The sequence below is a fragment of the Anaeromassilibacillus sp. SJQ-5 genome, from assembly GCF_054108045.1.
The window spans coordinates 342,368-362,664 of the sequence record NZ_JBPJWQ010000001.1 but is presented as its reverse complement, the minus strand read 5'-3'; the positions used below and the strand labels follow the sequence as shown (position 1 = coordinate 362,664).

The following is a 20,297-nucleotide window of genomic DNA, read 5'->3' as shown; positions in this document are numbered from 1 at the left end:
CCCATAAATATATTCTATTCGTGCACGTGCACGTTTTGGGGCAAAAAACAGGACGGCGAATTTACAGGTTGTATTTCACCTTGATTTCGTCCTCCATGTACAGGCAGGGAGCGGCGGGCACCGTTTGGAACAGCAAGCGGGCCAACAGGGTTTTCATGGCGTCGGCGCCCTGCCGGTAAGGCTGCTGGCCGACGGTGGCCTGCACGGCCCCCTCCTCGAGCAGCCGGCGGATTTCCGGCGTGAGATCGCAGGTCACGATGGTTTTCGGCCCGCTCGCGAGAGCGGCGCGCACGCCGCCGGCCACCCCGCCGGCGCAGAAATACAGCGAATCGATGGCGGGGTGGGCGGCCAGCGCCCGGGACACCTCCTCGAAGGAACAGGCGTCGTCGTCGTTGTTTTCCACCACGTCCTCGATGACCATGCCGGGAAACTCGGCGGCCAGCACCCGAGAAAAGCCGTATACCCGCTGGTTATGGCCCATCACCTTGAGAGAGCCGGTGACCACCAGCAGGCGGCCCGTCCCCCGGGTGATAAGCCCCAGCAGCTGGGCGGCGGTCCGCCCGCTGCGGGCGTAATGACAGCCCACATAGGCCAGCCGGGCGCAGCCATCGATATCGGAGTTGAGCGCCACCACGGGGCAGCCGCCGTCAATCAGCCGGCCCAGTCGTTCGGCCACCGCCGGATGGTTCAGCGGGGTGAGAATCAGCCCGGCGGGGTGGGAAGCGGCCGCCTCCTCGATTTGGGCGAGCTGCGCGGCCACGTCGTAGCCCTTGCTTTCCCGGATATGGACGTCGATGGGAAAATCGGAATAGTCCTCCCGGGCGTCGGCAAGCCCCTGCTTGACCTCGTCGTAAAACGGGTTGCCCAGGGAGTTGAGAAGCACCTCCACCCGCAGGGGTTCCCGGGTGACCAGCGCCTTGCCCGCCCGGTTGGGGCTGTAGCCATGCTGCCGGGCCAGCTCCTCGATGCGCCGCTGCACCTGAGGCTTGACGCCGCCCCGATGGTTGAGGGCGCGATCCACCGTGCCGCGGGACACGCCCGCCAACTCCGCGATTTTCTGCGATGTAATGCCCATGGGCGCTCCCCCTTCCGTGCACGTGAACGGATTTTCATTCTCACCATACCACAGCGCCAGCAGATTGTCAATCCCCTTTGGCATCCCGATTACTAAAGCCGGCCCGCGCTTGCCTGCAACAAAACCGCCGGTTTTGCACACGTATACGGTAGAAAGGCCCATTCAAGCGACCAAACAAGAAAGGGGAATGGCTATGAGGAGAAAAACCGGCACGGCGATTTTGGCGGCTGTCGCCCTGCTGCTGGCGGGCTGTCAGGGCTCGCCGGCGCGCCTCCCGGACACGGGAAGCGAACCGGCCGTCAGCACCACCGTCGGCACCACCGCCCAGTCACGGACGCCAGACAAGCCTGCCGCCTATCGGGCGATTTATGACAAATTGGGAATGCTTATCAAGGAGCCGGACGGCGCGCTGTACGACGACGCGGACGGCGCGCTGTACGGCGGGGCGCCGACCCGGGCCACCAGCGCGAAAGCCGCCGAGGCAGCCCCGGCCCATTCGGGCACCAACATCCAGGTAGAGGGCGTCCAGGAGGCGGACGTCATTAATACGGACGGGCGGTATATCTACCTCGTCTCCACCGATAATCTGCTCATCGTCCAAGCGGAGGACGGTCAGGCGCGGATCGTGTCCCGCATTCCTCTGCGCAGCGAGGAACCGATTGGCGGGACCGTCTTTACCGGCCAGATACAGGAGCTGTACATTGCTGATGACCGGCTGGTGCTCATCCGGCAAAGCTATGAAGAGACAGAGCCCGCCGCAGGCGGCGGAATGGGGACGGTAGCCGGCGACTGCATCCGCTATGGCGGCGCATCCCTGACGGAAGCGCTGTTCTACGACGTGAGCGATCGGGCGCATCCCAGGCTCACCGGCACCCTAGGCCAGAGCGGTAGCTATCTGTCCTCCCGCATGGTGGGAAATTACCTGTATATCGCGAGCAGCTACTATCCGTATGGCAAGCGCGACGCGGAGAAACCCGGCACCTTTGTGCCCAGCCTGCTGGCCGGCGGAGCCCTCTCCCCCATCCCGGCGGGCAGCGTGTATATCCCCGACGCCCCGGCCTCCGCCCAGTACCTGGTGATCACCGGAGCGGACGCGGCGAATCCCTCCCGGCATGTGTCCTCCCAGGCCATGCTGGACGGCGGCGGCACCCTGTACGCCGGCCTGGACAGCCTGTATATCGCCGCCAGCCACAGCGCGGCCATTCCGGGCGGCTGGGAGTGCGTCACCCGGCTGACCCGGTTTTCCACGGACAAGGGCGTCGTGCGCCGCAGGGCCGCCGGCCAGGTGGAGGGCCGCATCCTCAACCAATTCTCCATGGATGAATACGGAGGATATTTCCGCATCGTCACCACCTGCGAGCGCTGGCAGGACTACGCGGACGGCAAGCCCGCCGCCGGCTTCCAGGCCAAGGAGGGGAACAATCTGTTCGTGCTGGACGCCGGGCTGAAAACCGTGGGGAAAATCGAAAAGCTTGCCCCGGGAGAAAGGATCTATTCCGTCCGGTTCGACGGGGAAACCGGCTATTTCGTCACCTTCCGCCAGGTGGATCCGCTTTTCACGGTAAGTCTGCGCAATCCGGCCGCCCCGGCGGTACAGAGCCAGCTGAAAATTCCCGGCTTTTCCGAGTACCTCCATGTGTGGGATGGGGATCGGCTGTTTGGGCTGGGAAAGGACGCCGACGCGTCCACCGGCCGGGCCAATGGGCTGAAACTGTCCATGTTCCAGGTCAGCGACCCGCAGAACGTCGTCGAGCAGGACAAAACGCTGCTGGGCGCCGCGTACCCCTATACGGAAGCGTCCTATAATCACAAAGCCGTGCTGATCGATGTGCAGAAGAACCTCATCGCTTTTTCCGTTGCCAACGCGCAGGGGCGGCAGAGCTATCTGGTGTACGCCTACGACGCGGAAAAGGGCTTTATCCGCCGCGGGGAGCTAAAGCCGGCGTATCAAGGTTATCCGGCATGGATACGCGGGCTGTATATCGGGGATTTTCTCTATCTCGTCACCCCCGACGGCCTGACCGCCTACCGGCTCGCGGATTTGCAGCAGACAGCCCGGCTGACCCTGCAATAGCCTCTCTTTCCGCCCGCGCGACAGAAGGGCCGCCGGAAACGATCCGGCGGCCCTTCTTCATACTGATTGCGTTTTATGCTTCCGCCTCGAGCTGCAGCTGTTCCCACAGCTCCATCAGCTCGTCAAGCCGCCGGCTCTCGGCCTCCAGCTGGCCGGTGACCTCCAGCAGCCGCTCATAGTCCGCCGTCACCTCTTCCGACTCCAAGCGGAGATGGAGGGCGGCCACCGCTTCCTCCGCGGCGGCGATCTCTTCCTCGGTGCGCCGGATCCGGCCCGCCAGCTTCCGCTTGGCGGATTCCTGCTCCTTGCGCTGCTTGTAGGCGTTTTCCTTGGCCGGCCGGGCCTCGGCGGCTTCCTCGGCCTCGGCCGCCTCCAGCTTTTCCATCCGTTCCAGGTACGCGTCGTAGTTCCCCGGGACGGTCATGCAGCCGTCCGGCGTCAGGCGGATCACCTTGTCCGCCATGCGGTTGATGAAATACCGGTCGTGGGAGACGATGAACATGGTGCCGTCATAGCCGGACAGCGCTTCCTCCAGCGCCTCGCAGGATCCGATGTCCAGATGGTTTGTCGGTTCGTCCAGCAGCAGCAGGTTGTCCCGCGCCAGCATCAGCTTGAGCAGCAGCAGGCGGGCCCGCTCGCCGCCGCTGAGCAGGGAGACGGGCTTAAACACGTCGTCCCCCCGGAACAAAAAAGCGGCCAGAGCGTTGCGGATTTCGGTCTGGGTCAAATCGGCATAGGCGTCCCAGATTTCGTCGATGACCGTCTTCGTCCCGTCCAGCCCCGCCTGGGTCTGGTCGTAGTAGCCCACCGTCACCTTGGCCCCCAGCCGCACATAGCCGGTCCGGGGCGGCAGCTCCCCCTTGAGGATTTTCAGCAGGGTGGTTTTTCCACAGCCGTTGGGCCCCAGCAGGAACACCCGCTCCTTCCGGTTGATCTGGAATTTCACGTCTCGGAACAGCTCCCGCTCCCCGAAGCCCATGGACAGCTCGTCGGTCACGATGACCTCGTTGCCGCTGGTCTGGGCCGCGGTGAAATCGAAACGGATGGTGTCCGCCTCTTCCTCGGGGGCCTCCACCTGTTCCTTGAACTTATCCAGGGCCTTCTGTTTGCTCTCGGCGGCCCGGATGCTTTTTTCCCGGTTGAACTGGCGGAAACGGGCGATGCTCTCCTCCATCCGCTTGATTTCGCGGGAGGCGGTGACGTAATGCTTCTGCGCCACCTCCTTGTCCTTTTCCCGCAGGGCCTTGTGGGCCGAATAGTTTCCGTTCGAAGCGTACAGCCGGCCCCCGGCGATCTCCAGGGTGCGGTTGGTCACCCGGTCGAGAAAATACCGGTCGTGGGAGATGATCACCGCCGCGCCGCCATAGCCCCGCAGAAAATCCTCCAACCATTCCACCGAGGGAATGTCCAGATGGTTGGTCGGCTCGTCCAGCAGCAGCAGGTTGGTGTCGGACAGCAGCAGGCGGCCCATGGCCGCCTTGCTCCGCTGCCCGCCGCTTAAGGAGCCCACCGGCTGGGAAAAGGCGGCCTCGTCAAAGCCCAGGCCGAGCAGGGTGGCCCGCACCCGGCTTTTGTAGTACAGCCCGCCCTCGTCCTCCAGCTTCTCCTGCAGCAGGTGCTGCCGCTCCAGCAGCGGGGCGCCGGTCTCTCCGGCGGCCAGCCGGGCGGTAACGGCGTTCAGCTCCGCCTCCACCGCCATGACGGGGGCGAACACGCTCTCCACCTCGTCCCAGAGGGTGCGCCCTTGATCGGAGCAGGCGTGCTGCTCCATATAGCCGACGCGGGTCTCCTTGGAACGAACGGCCTCGCCCTCCTCGATGGGCTCCTCGCCGGTGATCATCCGGAACAGGGTGGTCTTGCCGCAGCCATTGTCTCCCACCAGCCCGATTTTATCCCGTTCCCCCACGTCGAAGGTCACGCCCTCGAACAGCCGGCGTTCCCCAAAATGCTTGCCCAGCGCATGGGCCGATAACAGTGTCATAGCCACGATTCCTTCATGTGTAATACGATCAGTTGTTGCCGAAATACATCAGCAGGAGGACAATCAGCGCCGCGAGCCCCAGTCCCAGCAGCACCGCAAGGGTCACCTTCAGGGCGCTGACGGGGGATTTGCCCGCCACCACGCCGGTCTCTCCGTTGATCATAAAGTTGTATACCTTGTTTTTGTATGAATAGGACGACATCCAGACCGGCAGCAGGATGTGCTTGAACTTCACGTTGCTGAACTGGTGACTGTACCGCATGCACCGGTAATGATCGAAGCCCCGGGAGCTTTCCACGTGCCGCTCCATGTTCGACTGCATGCGGGGGGCGGCTTCTTCCTTCCAGCCCTGGCCCACGCCCACGTCGTACCGCTGGGCGCCGAAGCCGGCGAGAAACGCCGGGGAATACCGCCGCAGCACCTTGACGTCGTACGCCCCCAGGCGGCCCAGCATCCCCTTGTCCACATGGGTGGTGGCGCATACCGCCTCGTCGTCAAAGGACAGAGCTGCGTCGCCCGAAATGGGGTACCAGTCGGTGACGGTGCGGGTGTGGGTCTGGGTGTGTCCGTCCTTGTCGGTGGTGGTGTAGGTTTCGGTGCGGTCCCGGCCGCCCTCGCCGGTGTACTGGGAATACAGATCCGCGTCGAAGGTCCAAAAGGGGAGGTAGAGGCCCTGCAGCTCCCGGGTGGTGTGCCGGGTTTTCTTGAAGGCGCCCGGCGCCCAGAACCGGGACTTGGCCCAGCTCTTGAACAGGTCGGCGGCCTTGACTTTGGACACCTTGAAGGGCTGGAGGGTCTCGGGCAGGATGCCCTCGGTCACCTCGTTTTCATCCATGACGTACTGGCTGCCGCAGAAGGGGCAGGCTGCCGTCATGGCGGCGGCGTCCACCACCTCCTCGGCGCCGCAGTTTTTGCAGCGCACGGTCTTGTTCCCCATGGCCTCCCAGTTGGGCGCGTCATAGGAATCGGTCATGGGATTGTATAAATATTCAGGCGCCTCCACCAGCAGCGCCGGAATCTCCTCCTCCCGCCCGCAGTGGTCGCACCGCAGGCCCTGGGTGTCGGGATCAAACAACAGCTGGCTGCCGCAGCTTTCGCAGGCGAAATTGCTGGCGGCCGCCCGCGCTTCCTCCGTGGTCGGCATGGGCCATCCTCCTTCGGTTACAAGCCTCTGTTATAGGGTCAATTGCCTGCCGGGGTGCCGCACTCGGGGCAGAATTTGCCGGTCACTTTGGCGCCGCATTTGGAGCAAACTTGCTGCAGAGGCTTGCCGCACTCGGGGCAGAACTTAGCCCCGGCGGTCACGGTCGCGCCGCAGCCCGGGCAGATCTCTCCCGCCGGCTGGGGGTTCTTGCCGCATTCCGTGCAGAACTTGGCGCTTGCCGGCACCTGCGCGCCGCAGCTGGCGCAGGCAATGGTCTGCGCCGGGGCGGGGGCCGGGGCGGCGGGCTGCCGCGGGGCCATATTCTGGTTCATGGCGCCTGCGAAGACCTGGCCCACCTGGACGCCAGCGCCCATGCCCACGCCCATACCGGCGATTCCGCCGCCGCCCTCGTTCTGGGCGAAGTCGCGGATGGCCTCGGCCGCCTGGTACTGCGTGTATTTCCCCATATCGCCCAGCACGCCCATGGAGGTGCGTTTGTCGATGACCTTTTCCACCTCTTCGGGCAGGGAAATGCTCTCGATAGTCAGGGACTGGAGCCCGAGGCCCAGCTCGCCAAATTTGACCTGCACCTTTTTCCGGGCTTCCATCCCCAGCTCGTCGTAGCTGTTGGCCATGTCGATGGCGGCGATATTGGATTCGCCGATGGTGTCCGCCAGGGAGGAGGTGATCATCCGGCGCAGGTACTCGGTGATGTCCTTGGTGGTGAAGGAGGGCAGGGTGCCGAACACTTCCCGCATGAACACGTCGGGCTGCACCACTTTATATGCGAAGACGCCGAAGGCGGACAGGCGGATCATGCCGAACTCCTGATCCCGCATGAGCACCGGCTTCTGGGTGCCCCATTTCTGGTTGGTAAACAGCCGGGTGCTGACGAAGAAGACCTCCGCCTTAAAGGGGGAATTGAAGCCGTATTTCCAGGCCTTCAGCTTGGAGAGCACCGGCATATTCTCGGTGGAAAGGGTGTAATGGCCCGGGCCGAACACGTCGGCAAGGGTACCCTCGTTGAGGAAAATCGCGCACTGCCCCTCCCGGACGATCAGCTGGGCGCCCATTTTGATTTCATGGCCCGCCACGGGGAACTCAAACACGATCATGTCCTGCTGGAAATCCGTCGCTTCAATGACCTCTATAAACTGGTTTTTGACGAAATCAAATAAGCCCATGTTGTACCTCCACTTTCGCGGCTGTCGCCTGTATTGGTATCAGTATAGCATATTGCCTGAGCAATTTCAAAGACCGGGAACGCATCTTTGCGCAAAACTTAAGAAAAAATCGGGAAATTGTCCTGTACTTCCCTCTTTTCCCACGATATAATACTGTACATAGAATGCCTTGTTCAAGGAAAGGATGGTAAAAATGCCTTACAGTGCCGACCCCAGCCGCTATGACGACATGGCCTACCGCCGGGTGGGTCGCAGCGGCCTCAAGCTGCCTGCGGTGTCCCTAGGCATCTGGCAGAATTTCGGCAGCGTGACGCCCTATGAGACCTCCCGGGCGATTCTACTGCGGGCCTTCGATCTGGGCGTGACCCATATCGACGCGGCCAACAACTACGGCCCGGTTCCCGGCTCGGCGGAAGAAACCCTGGGACGGGTGCTGAAAACCGATTTGGCCCCTTATCGGGACGAGCTGATTATCTCCACCAAAGCGGGCTACGGCATGTGGCCCGGCCCCTATGGGGACTGGGGAAGCCGGAAATACATGCTGGCCTCCCTCGACCAGAGCCTGAAACGCCTGGGGCTGGAGTATGTGGATATTTTCTATTCCCACCGGCCGGATCCGGAAACCCCTCTGGAGGAAACCATGGGCGCCCTGGCCTCCGCCGTCCGGGCGGGCAAGGCCCTGTACGTGGGGGTGTCCAACTACTCGGCGGAACAGACCCGGCAGGCGGCGGCGATCCTGCGGCAGATGGGGGTGCCCTGCCTCATTCATCAGCCGCGGTATAATATGTTCGATCGCTGGATTGAAGACGGCCTGCAGGACGTGCTGGACGAAGAGGGTATGGGAAGCATCGCCTTCTCGCCCCTGGCCCAGGGCCTGCTGACCGACCGGTATCTCGGCGGAATCCCCGCCGATTCCCGGGCGGCGCGGGGCGCTTTTCTGAAGGAAGCGGACATCACGCCCGCGCGCCTGGACGTTATCCGTAAGCTGAACGGCATCGCCGCCGAACGGGGACAGAGTCTGGCCCAGATGGCCATCGCCTGGATCCTGCGGGGCGGGCGGGTGACCTCGGCCTTAGTGGGCGCGTCCAGCGTCGGGCAGCTGGAGAACAATCTGGGGGCGCTGCGGCAGCTAGAATTTACCGCAGACGAGTTGGCGGCCATTGAGGCGGTTCTAGCATGAACGGTCATACACAGACGAGCCGCCGCTCCCTACGCGGCCGGCTCTCCTCCGAGAGGGGACGGACGACGGGGGGCATGCTGGCCGCCTTTGGGCTGACCGCGGTCATATGGACAGCGGCGCTGGCGGTGTTCGGCTTCTACCCCTTCGGCGGCAAATCGATACTCATCACGGATCTGAACCAGCAGTATGTGGAGTTTCATGCGGCGCTGTACGACATGGTGAAATCCGGCAGCAGCCTGCTGTTCACCTGGGACACCGGCCTGGGCATGAATTTTCTGGGCCTGCTGGCGTATTATCTGGCCAGTCCCTTCACCCTGCTGCTGTTCTGCTTTCCCCGGGCCATGCTGACCGAGGCCATACTGTTCATCATTTCCATGAAGCTGGCCGCCTCGGCCCTGACCTTTTCCCTCTGGCTGCGCAAGCGCCACGGCATTGGCGGCGGGGTCAACCTGCTGTTCGCCGCCCTGTACGGGCTGGCGGGCTACGGGGTAACCTATTGCTTCAACCTGATGTGGCTGGACGGGATGGTGCTGCTGCCACTGGTGGCGCTGGCGGCCCGCCGCGTTTTTGACAAGGGGCGCATCGGCGCTTTCACCGCCGCCCTGACGGTGCTGTTTCTCGCGAATTTTTACATCGCGTATGTGGTGGGCATCTTCACCTTCCTGCTGTATCTCGGCTGGCTGCTGGCCTGCCGGGAGGATCGGCGGCCTGTTCGCCGCCTGGGGGCTTTCTTCGCGGGTACGGCGCTGGCGGCCGGGTTGGCAACCTTCCTGCTGCTGCCCACCCTGTCCGCCCTGCTGGGCGGCTACGAGAATGTTCACGGCTTCTCCCTGACCTTTCAGGCGGGGGCCAACCCCTTGGCGCTGCTGGGCAAGATGGGGTGGGGGGCGTTCGACTCGGCCACCAACTCGGGCACGCCCACCCTGTATGGCGGGGTGCTGACGATGGGGCTGCTGCCCTTATGGTTCACCCACCGTTCCATCCCGCGGCGGGAAAAATACGTGGTGGGCGCTCTGCTGGCCGTGATGCTGCTGAGCCTGCTGCTGTACGATTTGGATCTGGCCTGGCATGTGTTCCAGCCGCCCAACTGGTTCCCCTACCGGTACACCTTTGTCATTCTTTTCCTCCTGATCACCTGCGCAGCCCGGGTGCTGGCCTGCCCGGCGGACATCCGGCCTGCCGCCATCCCCATCAGCTTCGGCGCTCTGGCCCTGGCAACGCTGCTGGGCGGGGCCAGCGGCCAGATCCCCTACGCGGGCAATTGGTGGGCCACCGCCCTGATGCTGGGCGGCTACGGGCTGATAACCTTCCTCGTCTGGCACGCCCGGCGGCGGGAGCTGCAGGCTGCTGAGGCGAGCCGGCCGGCCATCCTGTGGCCCCGGCGGGCGCTGGCGGCGCTGTTGGTGGCGGCGGTCTCCGTCGAACTGCTGTTCAACGCCACCGCGATTCTGAATGGACTGGACGACCAATTCCGCTTTGTGGAGAGACAGAACTATACCGATTACACCGCGCGTAACGCCCAGCTGACCGCGCTGCTCGACGCGCAGAACGACAGCGGATTCTACCGGGTGGAAAACTCCACCGCCCGCAACTCCAACGACGGCATGAACGCCGGGTACCACGCTTTGAGCCACTACAGCTCCCTGTCCAACCAGATCGCCTTCAAATTTCTCGGGAACCTCGGTATGGTCTGTTATGTGCAGAACCGCTATCTGCGGTATATGGGGTCCACCTCCGCCCTGGACGCGGTGCTGGGCATCCGGTACGTTTGGGACACAGAGGAACTAAGGCCGGGGATGGTATCCACCGGCGCGTCCTATGGAGACACCACCCTGTTCCGCAATGAAAACGCCCTGCCCCTGCTGTATTTCGCCGACCAGGCGGCGGCCGAACTGAACCCCGGCGGGGCGGATCCCTTCACCCTGCAGAACCGCTTTTTCTCCTCACTAAACGGGCGGGAGACCACCTATTATTCCTCTCTGCCCGTAACGGTGACCTGTACCGACGGCGATCCGGAAGCAAACGGCGGATCGGTGACCGTCCCGGCCGGCTCCAACTTGTATTTCACCATCGAAAATCCGGTGAAGCAGCACGTGCTGCTTCACCTGAACAACAACCTTAACGAGCATTCCCCCGTGTATGTCGATGGCAAAAAACTCAACGTCTACGACGATCGCCTAATCCGCGGCGTTATCGACCTGGGGATGCAGGAGGCGGGCACCGTCATCGTCAAGGTGCCGGTCTGGTACAAGGGCTGGTATTCAGATGTGCGGGCCGCCGGCTTCGACGAGGAAGCCTTCTCCGGTTTCATCGATGAACTGAGGCAGACCGCCGTACAGGATTTGTCCGTCACCGACACGACGGTAACCGGCACCATTCAGGCGCCGCGGGACGGGCTGGTGTTCACCTCCATCCCCTACGACAAGGGCTGGCGGGCCGTTATCGACGGCAAAACGGTGGAACCGGTGAAGGTGGGAGACGCGTTCCTGGCCTATCCTGTTGCCGCTGGAGAGCATCAGGTGTCCCTGCGGTTTATCCCCTATGGGCTGGTGCCCGGCGCGGTGGTATCCGGCCTGACTTTGGCGGGGCTCCTCGCCGTCTGCATTTGGCGGCGGGTGAGGAAAAGAGAACGTTAAAAAACCGGCAATCCGCCGAGCAGCGGATTGCCGGTTTTTCAGGCCTGCCGTGAGAAACGCACACCATGTGCCGTTAAGAAATATTAATAATAATTAAAATTATCCATCGTTATTTTTCAATCGAATAAAAAGATACCCCGACCTCGGTCGGGGTATCTTTTTATTCGATTCAGTCTCTCTTCTTTTTGAAAATCCCCATAATGTCGGTATAGCCCTCGTCGTCCTCCACGGAGGAGGCGACGTTTTCCACCTTCTGGCCGAAGCTGGCCAGAGGGGTGCCTTCCGGCTCCTTGGCTTTATAGGAATTATCCGACACCAGGCCGGTGGCGATGACCGTCACGCACAGGGTGTCCCCCAGATTCTCGTCGAAGGCCGCGCCCCAGATGATGGTCGCGTCCGGATGAGCCGCGCTGGTGATGATCTCCGACGCCTTGTCGACGTCCTCAAAATCCAGATCCGAGGTACCGGTGATGTTGATAAGCACGCCGCGCGCGCCATCGATAGAGGTTTCCAGCAGGGGGCTGGCCACGGCCGCACGGGCCGCCAGTTCGGCGCGATCCTTGCCCTCAGCCCGGCCGACGCCCATGTGGGCATAGCCCGCGTCCTTCATGATGGAGGTCACGTCGGCAAAGTCCAGGTTAACCAGGCCCGGCACCTTGATGAGCTGAGAGATGCTCTGCACGCCCTGACGCAACACGTCGTCCGCCACCTCAAAGGCGTTGGCCAAGGTGATACGCTGTTCGCTGACCAGCTTGATGCGCTCATTGGGGATGACCACCAGGCTGTCCACATATTCCCGCAGGGCGGTGATGCCGTTTTCGGCCTGCTCCATACGGCGGCGCCCCTCAAAGGCGAAGGGCTTGGTCACGATGCCCACCGTCAGGATACCGAGATCCCGGGCGATTTCCGCCACGACGGGGGCCGCGCCGGTACCGGTGCCGCCGCCCATGCCGGCGGTAATGAATACCATGTTGGTGCCTTTGAGGGCCGCGGCGATTTCGTCGCGGCTTTCCTCCGCCGCCCGCTGGCCCTTTTCAGGGTTGGAGCCTGCGCCCATGCCCCGGGTCAGCTTTTCACCGATTTGAATCTTCTGATCCGCCTGGGACAGGCGCAGGACAGCCTGATCGGTGTTAATAGCCACGAATTCCACGCCCTGCACGCCGGCGCGCACCATGCGGTTGACCGCGTTGCCGCCGCCGCCGCCCACGCCCACGACTTTTATCTGAACCCCATCGATGGAATCACTGTCAAACTGCAGAATGCTCATGAAACTTCCTCCCACGTTAATCGTCCCGCAAGGCCGCCGCCCCACCGAATTCCCTATCCAAAATGCGCATTTTAGGAAAAACACGCCCGTTATGTAACACCTGTTATCGTTCGATACATATAAGTGAATTAATATCTCTATAATTCTACCACGAGCGGCCCGGCATTTCAACTGCCTGAACGCAATTTCATCACTATATTTGTAAATTTTTTTTGCCTTTTTCCACCAGAGACGGCCTATATGGTGGTTTGGTCTCCCGGATAGGACAAATCTGCCAAATTCAGGGATATGGGGCCGAAGCAAAGGGGGAAGCGCGCCCCCATAAGGAAGGGCTTTATCCGGCGGTCGTGGTGCCTCCCGCGCCGGCGGGGGTGGTGGTGGAATTCAGGATGTCCCAAGGGGTAAAGAAGGCCCGGCTGTCCTCCATATACGATCGCATATCCAGCTGGCCCGCCGCGGTGTCGCCGTTGTTCTTGATGATTTCGGGCAGGATATTGGCCAGGGCCGCCACCTTATCCTTCAGGTTGTTTTCGGTTCCCAGCAGGACGGTGATCTGCCCCTTCCAATCCAGCTTGATGTTGGTCTTTTCCGACACATCCAGTACGCCGATGTTTTCCAGCCCATTGGCCTCGACGGCTTCCATCAAGGCGGTGACGATGCCGAAATCCCGATCCTTCATGGCCTTGCCGCCCACCCGACAGTTTTCGTCGGGTTCCGCCCCCTTGAAGTACAAGTACCGGGGCGGGCGGTCGCCCTGTATCTCCAGGGCTTCCACGCCCTTGTTGTTGCCGCCCACCACCAGCCATTTGCCGTTTGCGTACATCGCCCCGATGGGCTCCACCTCCCACACCTTGATTTCCACCGTGTCGAAGGAGGAATTTCCCACGTCCACCCGTTCTAGATAAGGGAACTGCGACATAATATTATCGTGAGCCTTGACTTTGCTGACCGAAAAGAGGCTCTGCCCAATCCGGATGCCGCTCGCGGCGATAATCTCCTCGGCGGAATACCGGGTTTTTCCCACCACCTGGATGTCGTGAACGCCGAACACCGCCGGCTTTTCGGCCGATGCCTCGCCGCTTCCCGGAAGCATCAGCAGCATAAACGCCAGCGCACCGCTGACCGCCACGATGGCGATAAACAGCGCCAAGGCCATATGGAACCGGCTGGCCTTCCGCCTCTTTTTCTTAGGGATCTGCCGGTCGGTCGTTTTCTGCTGTTTACCCATGAATTCACGCCTTTCCACGTCCCGCTCTCCGGTACCGAGCGATCACCATCATTATTCCCGCCGGATAACCGCCCCGGTCCGCGCCAGGCAGTCCTCCAGCTCCTCGTAGCCTCTGTCCAAATGGGTCAGGCAGGTGATTTCGGTGTGGCCCTCGGCGGCGAGGGCCGCCACCACCAGGGCCGCGCCGCCCCGCAGATCGGTGCACTCCACCGGCGCGCCGGACAGCATCGGCACCCCTTCCACCACGGCCACCCGGCCCTCCACCTTGATTTTCGCGCCCAAGCGCATCAGCTCCCCGGCGTGTTTATACCGGTTTTCAAAAATGGTCTCGATGAACACGCTGGTGCCGTCGGCCAGGCAGGCCATGGCCATCAGCGGCGCCTGCGCATCGGTGGGAAAGCCCGGGTAGGGCATGGTGCGGATCGTCTTCACCCGCCGCAGGCGGGACGGGGCGCTGATAAGAATTTCATCCTTCCAGACTGACACCTGGCAGCCTGCCTCCTCGAAAGCGGGAAAGACAGTATTCACATGCTCCGGCCTGGCGCTCCTCAGCAGCAGGGTGCCGCCGGTGACCGCAGCCGCGGCCATATAGGTGGCCGTTTCGATGCGGTCGGGGATCACCTCGTGCCGGCAGCCGTGCAGCGCTTCCACCCCCTCGATGGTGATTACCCCGTCCTTTTCGACGGCAATACGCGCCCCGCAGGCGTTGAGATACCCGCACAAATCCTCGATCTCCGGCTCCCGGGCCGCATTATGCAGCACGGTGGTTCCATCGGCGGTGGCTGCCGCAAGCAGCACGTTCTCGGTTGCCCCCACGCTGGGCAGGGCCAGGGAAATTTCCGTCCCCTTCAGCCGCCCCTTGGCGCGGCAGCGCAGATGCCCCCGCTCCTCCTCGATGGCGACGCCCAGCTTTTCCAGGGCGTCCAGGTGCAGGTCGATGGGCCGGGGGCCCAGCTCACACCCGCCGGGGAAGGACATGCGCGCCTCCCCGCATTTGGCGATAATCGCCCCTAAAAAGACGATGGAGGAGCGCATTTCCCGCATCAGATGATCGGGGATTTCACACCGGCACATCCCCGCCGGATCCACCGTAACCACATGATCCCGGACATCCACCTGACAGCCCAGACACCGCAGAATGGCCACCGACGCATCCACATCGGACAAGCGCGGGCAATTGCCGATTTCGCTGACGCTGTTTGCCAGCAGGGTGGCCGCCAGCACCGGCAGCGCGCTGTTTTTCGCGCCGTGTATCCCGACGGCCCCGTTTAATTTATGTAGTCCTTCCACGATCAATTTCGCCATGTCCATCCATCACCCTTTCGCGGGTGGCGGTACCTTGGCGGCCGCAAAACCGGAAAGCGCCAATTCCCGCACCCTCTCTGTTTTTGGTAAGGCGTAAGGCTATACGCCACAAGCCATTCTATGCAAACAGAGAAAATCGGTGCGCGATGGCGCTTTTTTCCGCCGGGAAAGGGAAAAAGCCGGGAAAAACGGGGATTTCATCCGGGCCGGCTCAGCGGCTCAGCACATCCTGGATAACGGCGTAGATACGGTCGGATGCATCGAGAATGGCGGCCCTTCGGGCATGCTCCGCCATGGAACGCAGCACATCCGGATGCCCGGCGACGGCCTCCATGGAATCCCACAGCGCGTCGGGGGTGAGATCCTTTTCCTCGATGCAGACCGCGGCCCCCCGGTTCACCAGGGCCATGGCGTTGTGATACTGATGATTTTCCGCCACATTGGGCGAGGGGATGAGAATGGAAGCCTTGCCCGCCGCAGGCAGCTCGCTGAGGGTCATGGCCCCGCAGCGGGAGATCACCAAGTCCGCCGCCGCCATGCAGCGGGGCATGTCGTCGATGTATTCCCGCACCCAGATGCCGTCCCCTTTCAGAGGAACGCCGGCTTCCCGCAGCTTGGCACACACGCTCTCCCAGCCGCTTTTGCCGGTGCCGTGGATGTGTTGGTACAGGCCCTTCTCGTGGCTGCGCCGCAGCACGTCCACCATGGTGCTGTTGATCCGCTCCGCCCCCAGGCTGCCGCCGAAGGACAGAATGAGGGGGCGATCGTCCAGCCCCAGCTCCCGCCGGGCCTGCGCCTTATCGACGCTGAAAAAATCGGCCCGCAGGGGATTGCCGGTGACCACCACCTTGGCGTCGGGGGGGAGGTATTTCCGCGCCGCCTCGTCGGCAATGAGGACGGTGGCGTATTTTGCCAGCATCTTGACCGTCACGCCGGGGAAGGCGTTGGATTCATGCACCACCACCGGGATCCCCATTTTGGCCGCTTTGCGCAGGATCGGCCCGCAGACATAGCCGCCGGTGCCGATGGCGATATCCGGCCGGAAATCCCTGAGGATTTTCGCGGAGGCGGTGCCGGCTGTGACCGCGTGGACGGCGGCGGACAGGTTGCGCCCTATGTTCTTCACTGAAAGCCGCCGCTGGAACCCTCGGACATCCACCGTTTGAATCGGATACCCAGCGGCGGGAACCAGCGTGGTTTCCATCCGGCCGGCGGCCCCCACAAAAAGGATATCCGCATCCGGCTGCTCGGCCTTTATCTTGGCAGCGATGGCCAGGGCCGGGTTGATATGCCCCGCCGTACCGCCGCCCGTCATCAAAACACGCACAAAACCACCCTTTCTTCTGCTGCGGGAGGAAGCCTGAAATGTCACGCTCTTATCACGACAGCCGGGCCGAACGGCCCGGCCCGGCTTTTATACGGAAAAGGCCTAGGCCTTTTCCGCCTGTATACTGCGGGATACCGACAGCACTACGCCCATCTGCGCCAGCAGCATGACCAAGGAGGTGCCGCCGTAGCTGAAGAAAGGCAGGCTGATGCCGGTGTTGGGGATGGTATTGGTGACCACCGCCACATTGAAGGCCACCTGCAGGCCGATCTGGCCGGTCAGGCCGATGGCCAGCATGGAGCCGAATTTGTCGGGCGCCTTCATGCCGATGACGAAGCCCCGCCAGACCAGCAGGCCGAACAGGATGATGATCAGCACCGCGCCGATGAAGCCCAGTTCTTCGCACACGATGGAAAAGATAAAGTCGTTCTGCGGCTCGGGCAGAAAGAGATGCTTCTGCCGGGAGTTGCCCAGACCCTGGCCCATCAGGCCGCCGGAGCCGATGGCATACAAGGACTGCACCGTCTGCCACGCCATGTCCTTGTCCTTAGTGAACATCTCCAGGGGTTTCAGCCACACGTCGATACGGTCCTTTTCATAGCCCATGCCGAAAATCATATACCCGGCGGCCGCGCCGCCGATGCCGATGGTGCCCAGCAGATAGACCAGCCGCGTCCCGCCCACGTACATGAGAATCAGCCCGATGCCCAGCAGCAGCATGGTGCCGGACAGGTGGGGCTCGATAAACACCAGACCGCAGGTGATGCCTAAGATGGCCATAAAGGGCAGATAGCCCTTGGTAAAGGTTTTCATCTTTTTATGATTAAGGGACACCAGATGGGCGTACAGCACGATGAGGGCGAACTTAGCTACCTCCGAGGGCTGAAACTGGCCGATGCCGGGGATGCGGATCCACCGGTGGATGCCGGTGGAGGAGGGCATGATGTACGCCACCACCAGCAGCGCCAGGGAGACGATCCACAGCACCCATGAAAATTTATGCAGCACATGGTAGTCGATGGTGGAAATCATCAGCATGGCCACCACGCCCAGAACGGCAAAGGCCAGCTGGCGCTTGATGAAGTAATAGCTGTCGCCGTCGTACCAATAGAAGGCGTAGGCATAGCTGGCCGAATACATGCACACCAGGCCGATAACCAGGATCAGCATGAGAATGATTAAGAAAGGCATGTCAAATCCATTGGCAATGGAAAAGAGCTTGCGTTTCTTTTTCATGGCGGCGGCTTGTGCGTTTGCCATACCCACCCTCCTTTCAGGCGTTGTTCTGTGATCCATTATACGGGATTTTCCAGGAATTATGCAACCGGTAGAACGAAGGAAACCTTTGGAAACGCCCGTCAGGCGTAGATAACGAGCAGCGCGGCCCCGATGCAGCCCAGCAGGGTGACCAGGGAAAACACCGTCACAATTTTGGCCTCGCTCCACCCGCACATCTCAAAATGGTGATGCAGCGGCGCCATTTTAAACAGCCGTTTGCCGTGGGTCAGCTTGAAATAGCCCACCTGCAGCAACACTGACAGGTTTTCCGCGATGTACACCACACCCACCGGCACCAGCAGGAACGGCTGGTTGATGCCGAACGCCAGGGCGCACAGCAGCCCGCCGATAAACAGCGAGCCGGTGTCTCCCATAAACACCTTGGCGGGGTGGAGGTTCCAGACGAGAAAGCCTGCCAGGCTTCCGGCGAAGGCGGCGGCCAGCAGCCCCTGGCCGACGTATTCCAGCATACCCGCCAGCACCAGGAAAAACAGGGTGGCCACAAAGCTGACGGTTCCGCACAGGCCGTCAATGCCGTCGGTCAGATTGGTGGCGTTGGTCATGGCCACCACCACAAACATGCAGAAGGGAACAAACCAGATCCCCCAGTCCACCAGCCCGAAGAACGGGATATAGAAGCGGGAGCCTCCGGCCATGTACAGGGAAATGGCATAACCCGCGGCAACCAGCAGCTGGGCGAACAGTTTTTGGGAGGCGGTCAGCCCCAGATTCCGCTTCTTGACCACCTTGATGTAATCGTCCACAAACCCGATGGCCCCGCAGCACAAAGCCAGCAGCATCCCGCCGAACAGCTTGGTCAGGGTCAGGGAAGTGCCGCTGAACACCTTCACCGGCAGCAGGAACTGCCCGGCGATTATTGCCAGCAGGGCTGCCGCGAGGGAGCCGATGATAAACAGCACCCCGCCCATGGTGGGGGTTCCCTGCTTGGCGCGGTGCCAGGCCGGGCCCTCTTCCCGGATGGTCTGCCCGAACTTCAGCCGGTGCAGCACCGGAATGAGAACCTTCCCCAGCAGAGCCGCTATCAGAAAGCCGGCCAGCGCCGCCCCGGCCGTTACCGTCAATGTTGTCGCATCCATTGTCCGCCCATTCCTCTCCTGCGGCGCCATCCGGCACCGCTGTATCTGAACCATTGCATCCTGTATCGATGGCTATTCTTCCTTCAGGGCCTCGGCCACGACTTCCCTTTCATCCAGATGAATCACGCCGTCGGCCAGAATCTGGTAGGTCTCGTGCCCCTTGCCGGCCAGCAGGACGATGTCGCCCGGCCGGGCGTTTTTCATGGCGAAACGGATGGCCTGGGTCCGGTTCTCCACCACCTCATAGGGGGTACCAGTATCCCGCAGGCCGGCGAGAATATCCCGGATGATGGCGTCCGGCTCCTCGGTACGGGGGTTGTCGGAGGTCACCACCAAAAAATCGGAATATTTGGCGGCGGTGGCGCCCATCAAAGGCCGCTTTCCCTTATCCCGATCACCGCCGCAGCCGAAGACCGTTAACAGCCGCCCCGTGGTGCAGGCTTTCATGGTTTTGCAGATGTTTTCCAGCCCGTCGGGGGTATGGGCGTAGTCGATGACCACAGTGAAATCCCGGCCGGTGGGGACGATTTCCGCCCGGCCCTTCACCCCCTGCACGGCGCAGAGCGCTTCCACCACCTTGTCGAAGGGGATCCCCAGCCGCAGCGCGCAGGCGGCGGCCGCCAGCGCGTTGTACACGGAGAACAGGCCGGGAATGCGCAGCCTCACCCGGCCGATGACCCCGGTGCCAACCAGCTGAAATTCCACGCCCTCAGGCCGCTGCTGAATCTCCCGGGCCGTGTAATCCGCCGCGTCGCTCTTGGCTGAATAGGTATCGATGGGGCAGGTCAGGCCCTCGGTCAGCTTGTCGGCCCACGGATCGTCAACGTTGATGATAGCGTGGCGGCACAGAGAAAAGAGGCGCTTTTTGGCGGCCAGGTAATTTTCCATGGTCTTGTGGTAGTCGAGATGATCCTGGGTCAGGTTGGTGAAAACCGCCGCGTCGAAGGCGCAGCCCTCCACCCTGTCCTGATCCAGCGCGTGAGAGGACACCTCCATGACGCAGTAGGCGCAGCCCTCCGCCGCCATGAGCGCGAGCATACTCTGCAGGTCATACGGATCCGGGGTGGTGTGTCCCGCCGGCAGCACCCGGGTGCCGATCATATTCTGGATGGTACCGATAAGCCCGACCTTGTGGCCGCAGGCCTCCAGCACCGACTTGAGCATGCAGGTGGTGGTGGTTTTCCCGTTGGTGCCGGTGACCCCCACCATATGCAGCTTTTCCGCCGGCCGGCCGAACCAGTTGGCGCACATAAGCGCCCAGGTCCGGCGGGTAGAGGCAGCCAGAAGCTGGCAGGGAAGCCCCACATCCCGCTGCGCGACAACGACCGCCGCCCCGGCCTGCGCGGCCTTTTCAGCGTAGGCGTGGCCGTCCTGCGCGGTCCCCTGGATGCACACGAAGGCCCAGCCCGGCTCCACCCGGCGGGAATCGCAGGTGATGCCCGCGATCTCCCCGTCCAATTCAGGCGGGCAGGCAACGCCGGTGCCGTCCAGCAATTGTGAAAGCTTCATGGGAAATCACAT

The 20,297-nt window shown here is 62.3% G+C and carries 14 protein-coding genes; 3 read left to right on the top strand and 11 right to left on the bottom strand.

Annotated features, from left to right (window positions below):
- Positions 1 to 61: 61 nt before the first annotated feature.
- The gene (locus tag ACSAMM_RS01460) at positions 62 to 1,075 is read right to left on the bottom strand and encodes a substrate-binding domain-containing protein (RefSeq protein WP_178725798.1); all 1,014 of its coding nucleotides are present in this window, start codon (positions 1,073 to 1,075) and stop codon (positions 62 to 64) included.
- Positions 1,076 to 1,268: 193 nt separating this feature from the next.
- Between ACSAMM_RS01460 and ACSAMM_RS01455 the strand changes: the two genes are divergently transcribed.
- A complete protein-coding gene (locus ACSAMM_RS01455; RefSeq protein ID WP_457789259.1) occupies positions 1,269 to 3,149 on the top strand; it encodes a beta-propeller domain-containing protein in 1,881 nt (626 codons plus the stop codon).
- Between the two features lie 73 nt (positions 3,150 to 3,222).
- On the opposite strand, the gene abc-f is transcribed toward ACSAMM_RS01455, so the two are convergent.
- The 3 genes from abc-f to ACSAMM_RS01440 are packed head-to-tail and all read right to left on the bottom strand — an operon-like array spanning position 3,223 to position 7,458.
- The gene (abc-f, locus tag ACSAMM_RS01450) at positions 3,223 to 5,130 is read right to left on the bottom strand and encodes a ribosomal protection-like ABC-F family protein (RefSeq protein ID WP_457789257.1); all 1,908 of its coding nucleotides are present in this window, start codon (positions 5,128 to 5,130) and stop codon (positions 3,223 to 3,225) included.
- Positions 5,131 to 5,158: 28 nt separating this feature from the next.
- Positions 5,159 to 6,274, bottom strand: a complete 1,116-nt coding sequence (locus tag ACSAMM_RS01445; RefSeq protein WP_178725801.1) for a hypothetical protein — start codon at positions 6,272 to 6,274, stop codon at positions 5,159 to 5,161.
- 38 nt (positions 6,275 to 6,312) lie between these two features.
- Positions 6,313 to 7,458: an SPFH domain-containing protein gene (locus ACSAMM_RS01440; protein ID WP_457789255.1), complete on the bottom strand. Its 1,146-nt coding sequence runs from the start codon at positions 7,456 to 7,458 to the stop codon at positions 6,313 to 6,315.
- 193 nt (positions 7,459 to 7,651) lie between these two features.
- Here ACSAMM_RS01440 and mgrA point away from each other — a divergent pair, with 193 nt between their 5' ends.
- The gene (gene mgrA, locus ACSAMM_RS01435; protein WP_178726130.1) at positions 7,652 to 8,638 is read left to right on the top strand and encodes an L-glyceraldehyde 3-phosphate reductase; all 987 of its coding nucleotides are present in this window, start codon (positions 7,652 to 7,654) and stop codon (positions 8,636 to 8,638) included.
- Positions 8,635 to 11,274, top strand: coding sequence for a YfhO family protein (locus ACSAMM_RS01430; protein WP_457789253.1), 2,640 nt, complete (start codon positions 8,635 to 8,637; stop codon positions 11,272 to 11,274). Before mgrA ends, ACSAMM_RS01430 begins: the two co-directional genes overlap by 4 nt.
- Before the next feature lie 169 nt (positions 11,275 to 11,443).
- On the opposite strand, the gene ftsZ is transcribed toward ACSAMM_RS01430, so the two are convergent.
- From ftsZ to ACSAMM_RS01395, 7 genes are all read right to left on the bottom strand, one after another.
- The gene (gene ftsZ, locus ACSAMM_RS01425) at positions 11,444 to 12,541 is read right to left on the bottom strand and encodes a cell division protein FtsZ (RefSeq protein WP_457789251.1); all 1,098 of its coding nucleotides are present in this window, start codon (positions 12,539 to 12,541) and stop codon (positions 11,444 to 11,446) included.
- A gap of 334 nt (positions 12,542 to 12,875) precedes the next feature.
- The gene (locus ACSAMM_RS01420; RefSeq protein ID WP_178721861.1) at positions 12,876 to 13,769 is read right to left on the bottom strand and encodes an FtsQ-type POTRA domain-containing protein; all 894 of its coding nucleotides are present in this window, start codon (positions 13,767 to 13,769) and stop codon (positions 12,876 to 12,878) included.
- Positions 13,770 to 13,820: 51 nt separating this feature from the next.
- Complete coding sequence (murA, locus tag ACSAMM_RS01415; protein WP_457789249.1) at positions 13,821 to 15,074, bottom strand: UDP-N-acetylglucosamine 1-carboxyvinyltransferase; 1,254 nt, start codon at positions 15,072 to 15,074, stop codon at positions 13,821 to 13,823.
- A 211-nt stretch (positions 15,075 to 15,285) separates the two neighbouring features.
- Positions 15,286 to 16,401: an undecaprenyldiphospho-muramoylpentapeptide beta-N-acetylglucosaminyltransferase gene (gene murG / locus ACSAMM_RS01410; RefSeq protein ID WP_178721857.1), complete on the bottom strand. Its 1,116-nt coding sequence runs from the start codon at positions 16,399 to 16,401 to the stop codon at positions 15,286 to 15,288.
- A 102-nt stretch (positions 16,402 to 16,503) separates the two neighbouring features.
- Complete coding sequence (locus ACSAMM_RS01405; protein WP_457789247.1) at positions 16,504 to 17,661, bottom strand: FtsW/RodA/SpoVE family cell cycle protein; 1,158 nt, start codon at positions 17,659 to 17,661, stop codon at positions 16,504 to 16,506.
- A 98-nt stretch (positions 17,662 to 17,759) separates the two neighbouring features.
- A complete protein-coding gene (mraY, locus tag ACSAMM_RS01400) occupies positions 17,760 to 18,776 on the bottom strand; it encodes a phospho-N-acetylmuramoyl-pentapeptide-transferase (protein WP_457789245.1) in 1,017 nt (338 codons plus the stop codon).
- Between the two features lie 72 nt (positions 18,777 to 18,848).
- Positions 18,849 to 20,285, bottom strand: a complete 1,437-nt coding sequence (locus ACSAMM_RS01395; RefSeq protein ID WP_457789243.1) for a UDP-N-acetylmuramoyl-L-alanyl-D-glutamate--2,6-diaminopimelate ligase — start codon at positions 20,283 to 20,285, stop codon at positions 18,849 to 18,851.
- Positions 20,286 to 20,297: the final 12 nt, after the last annotated feature.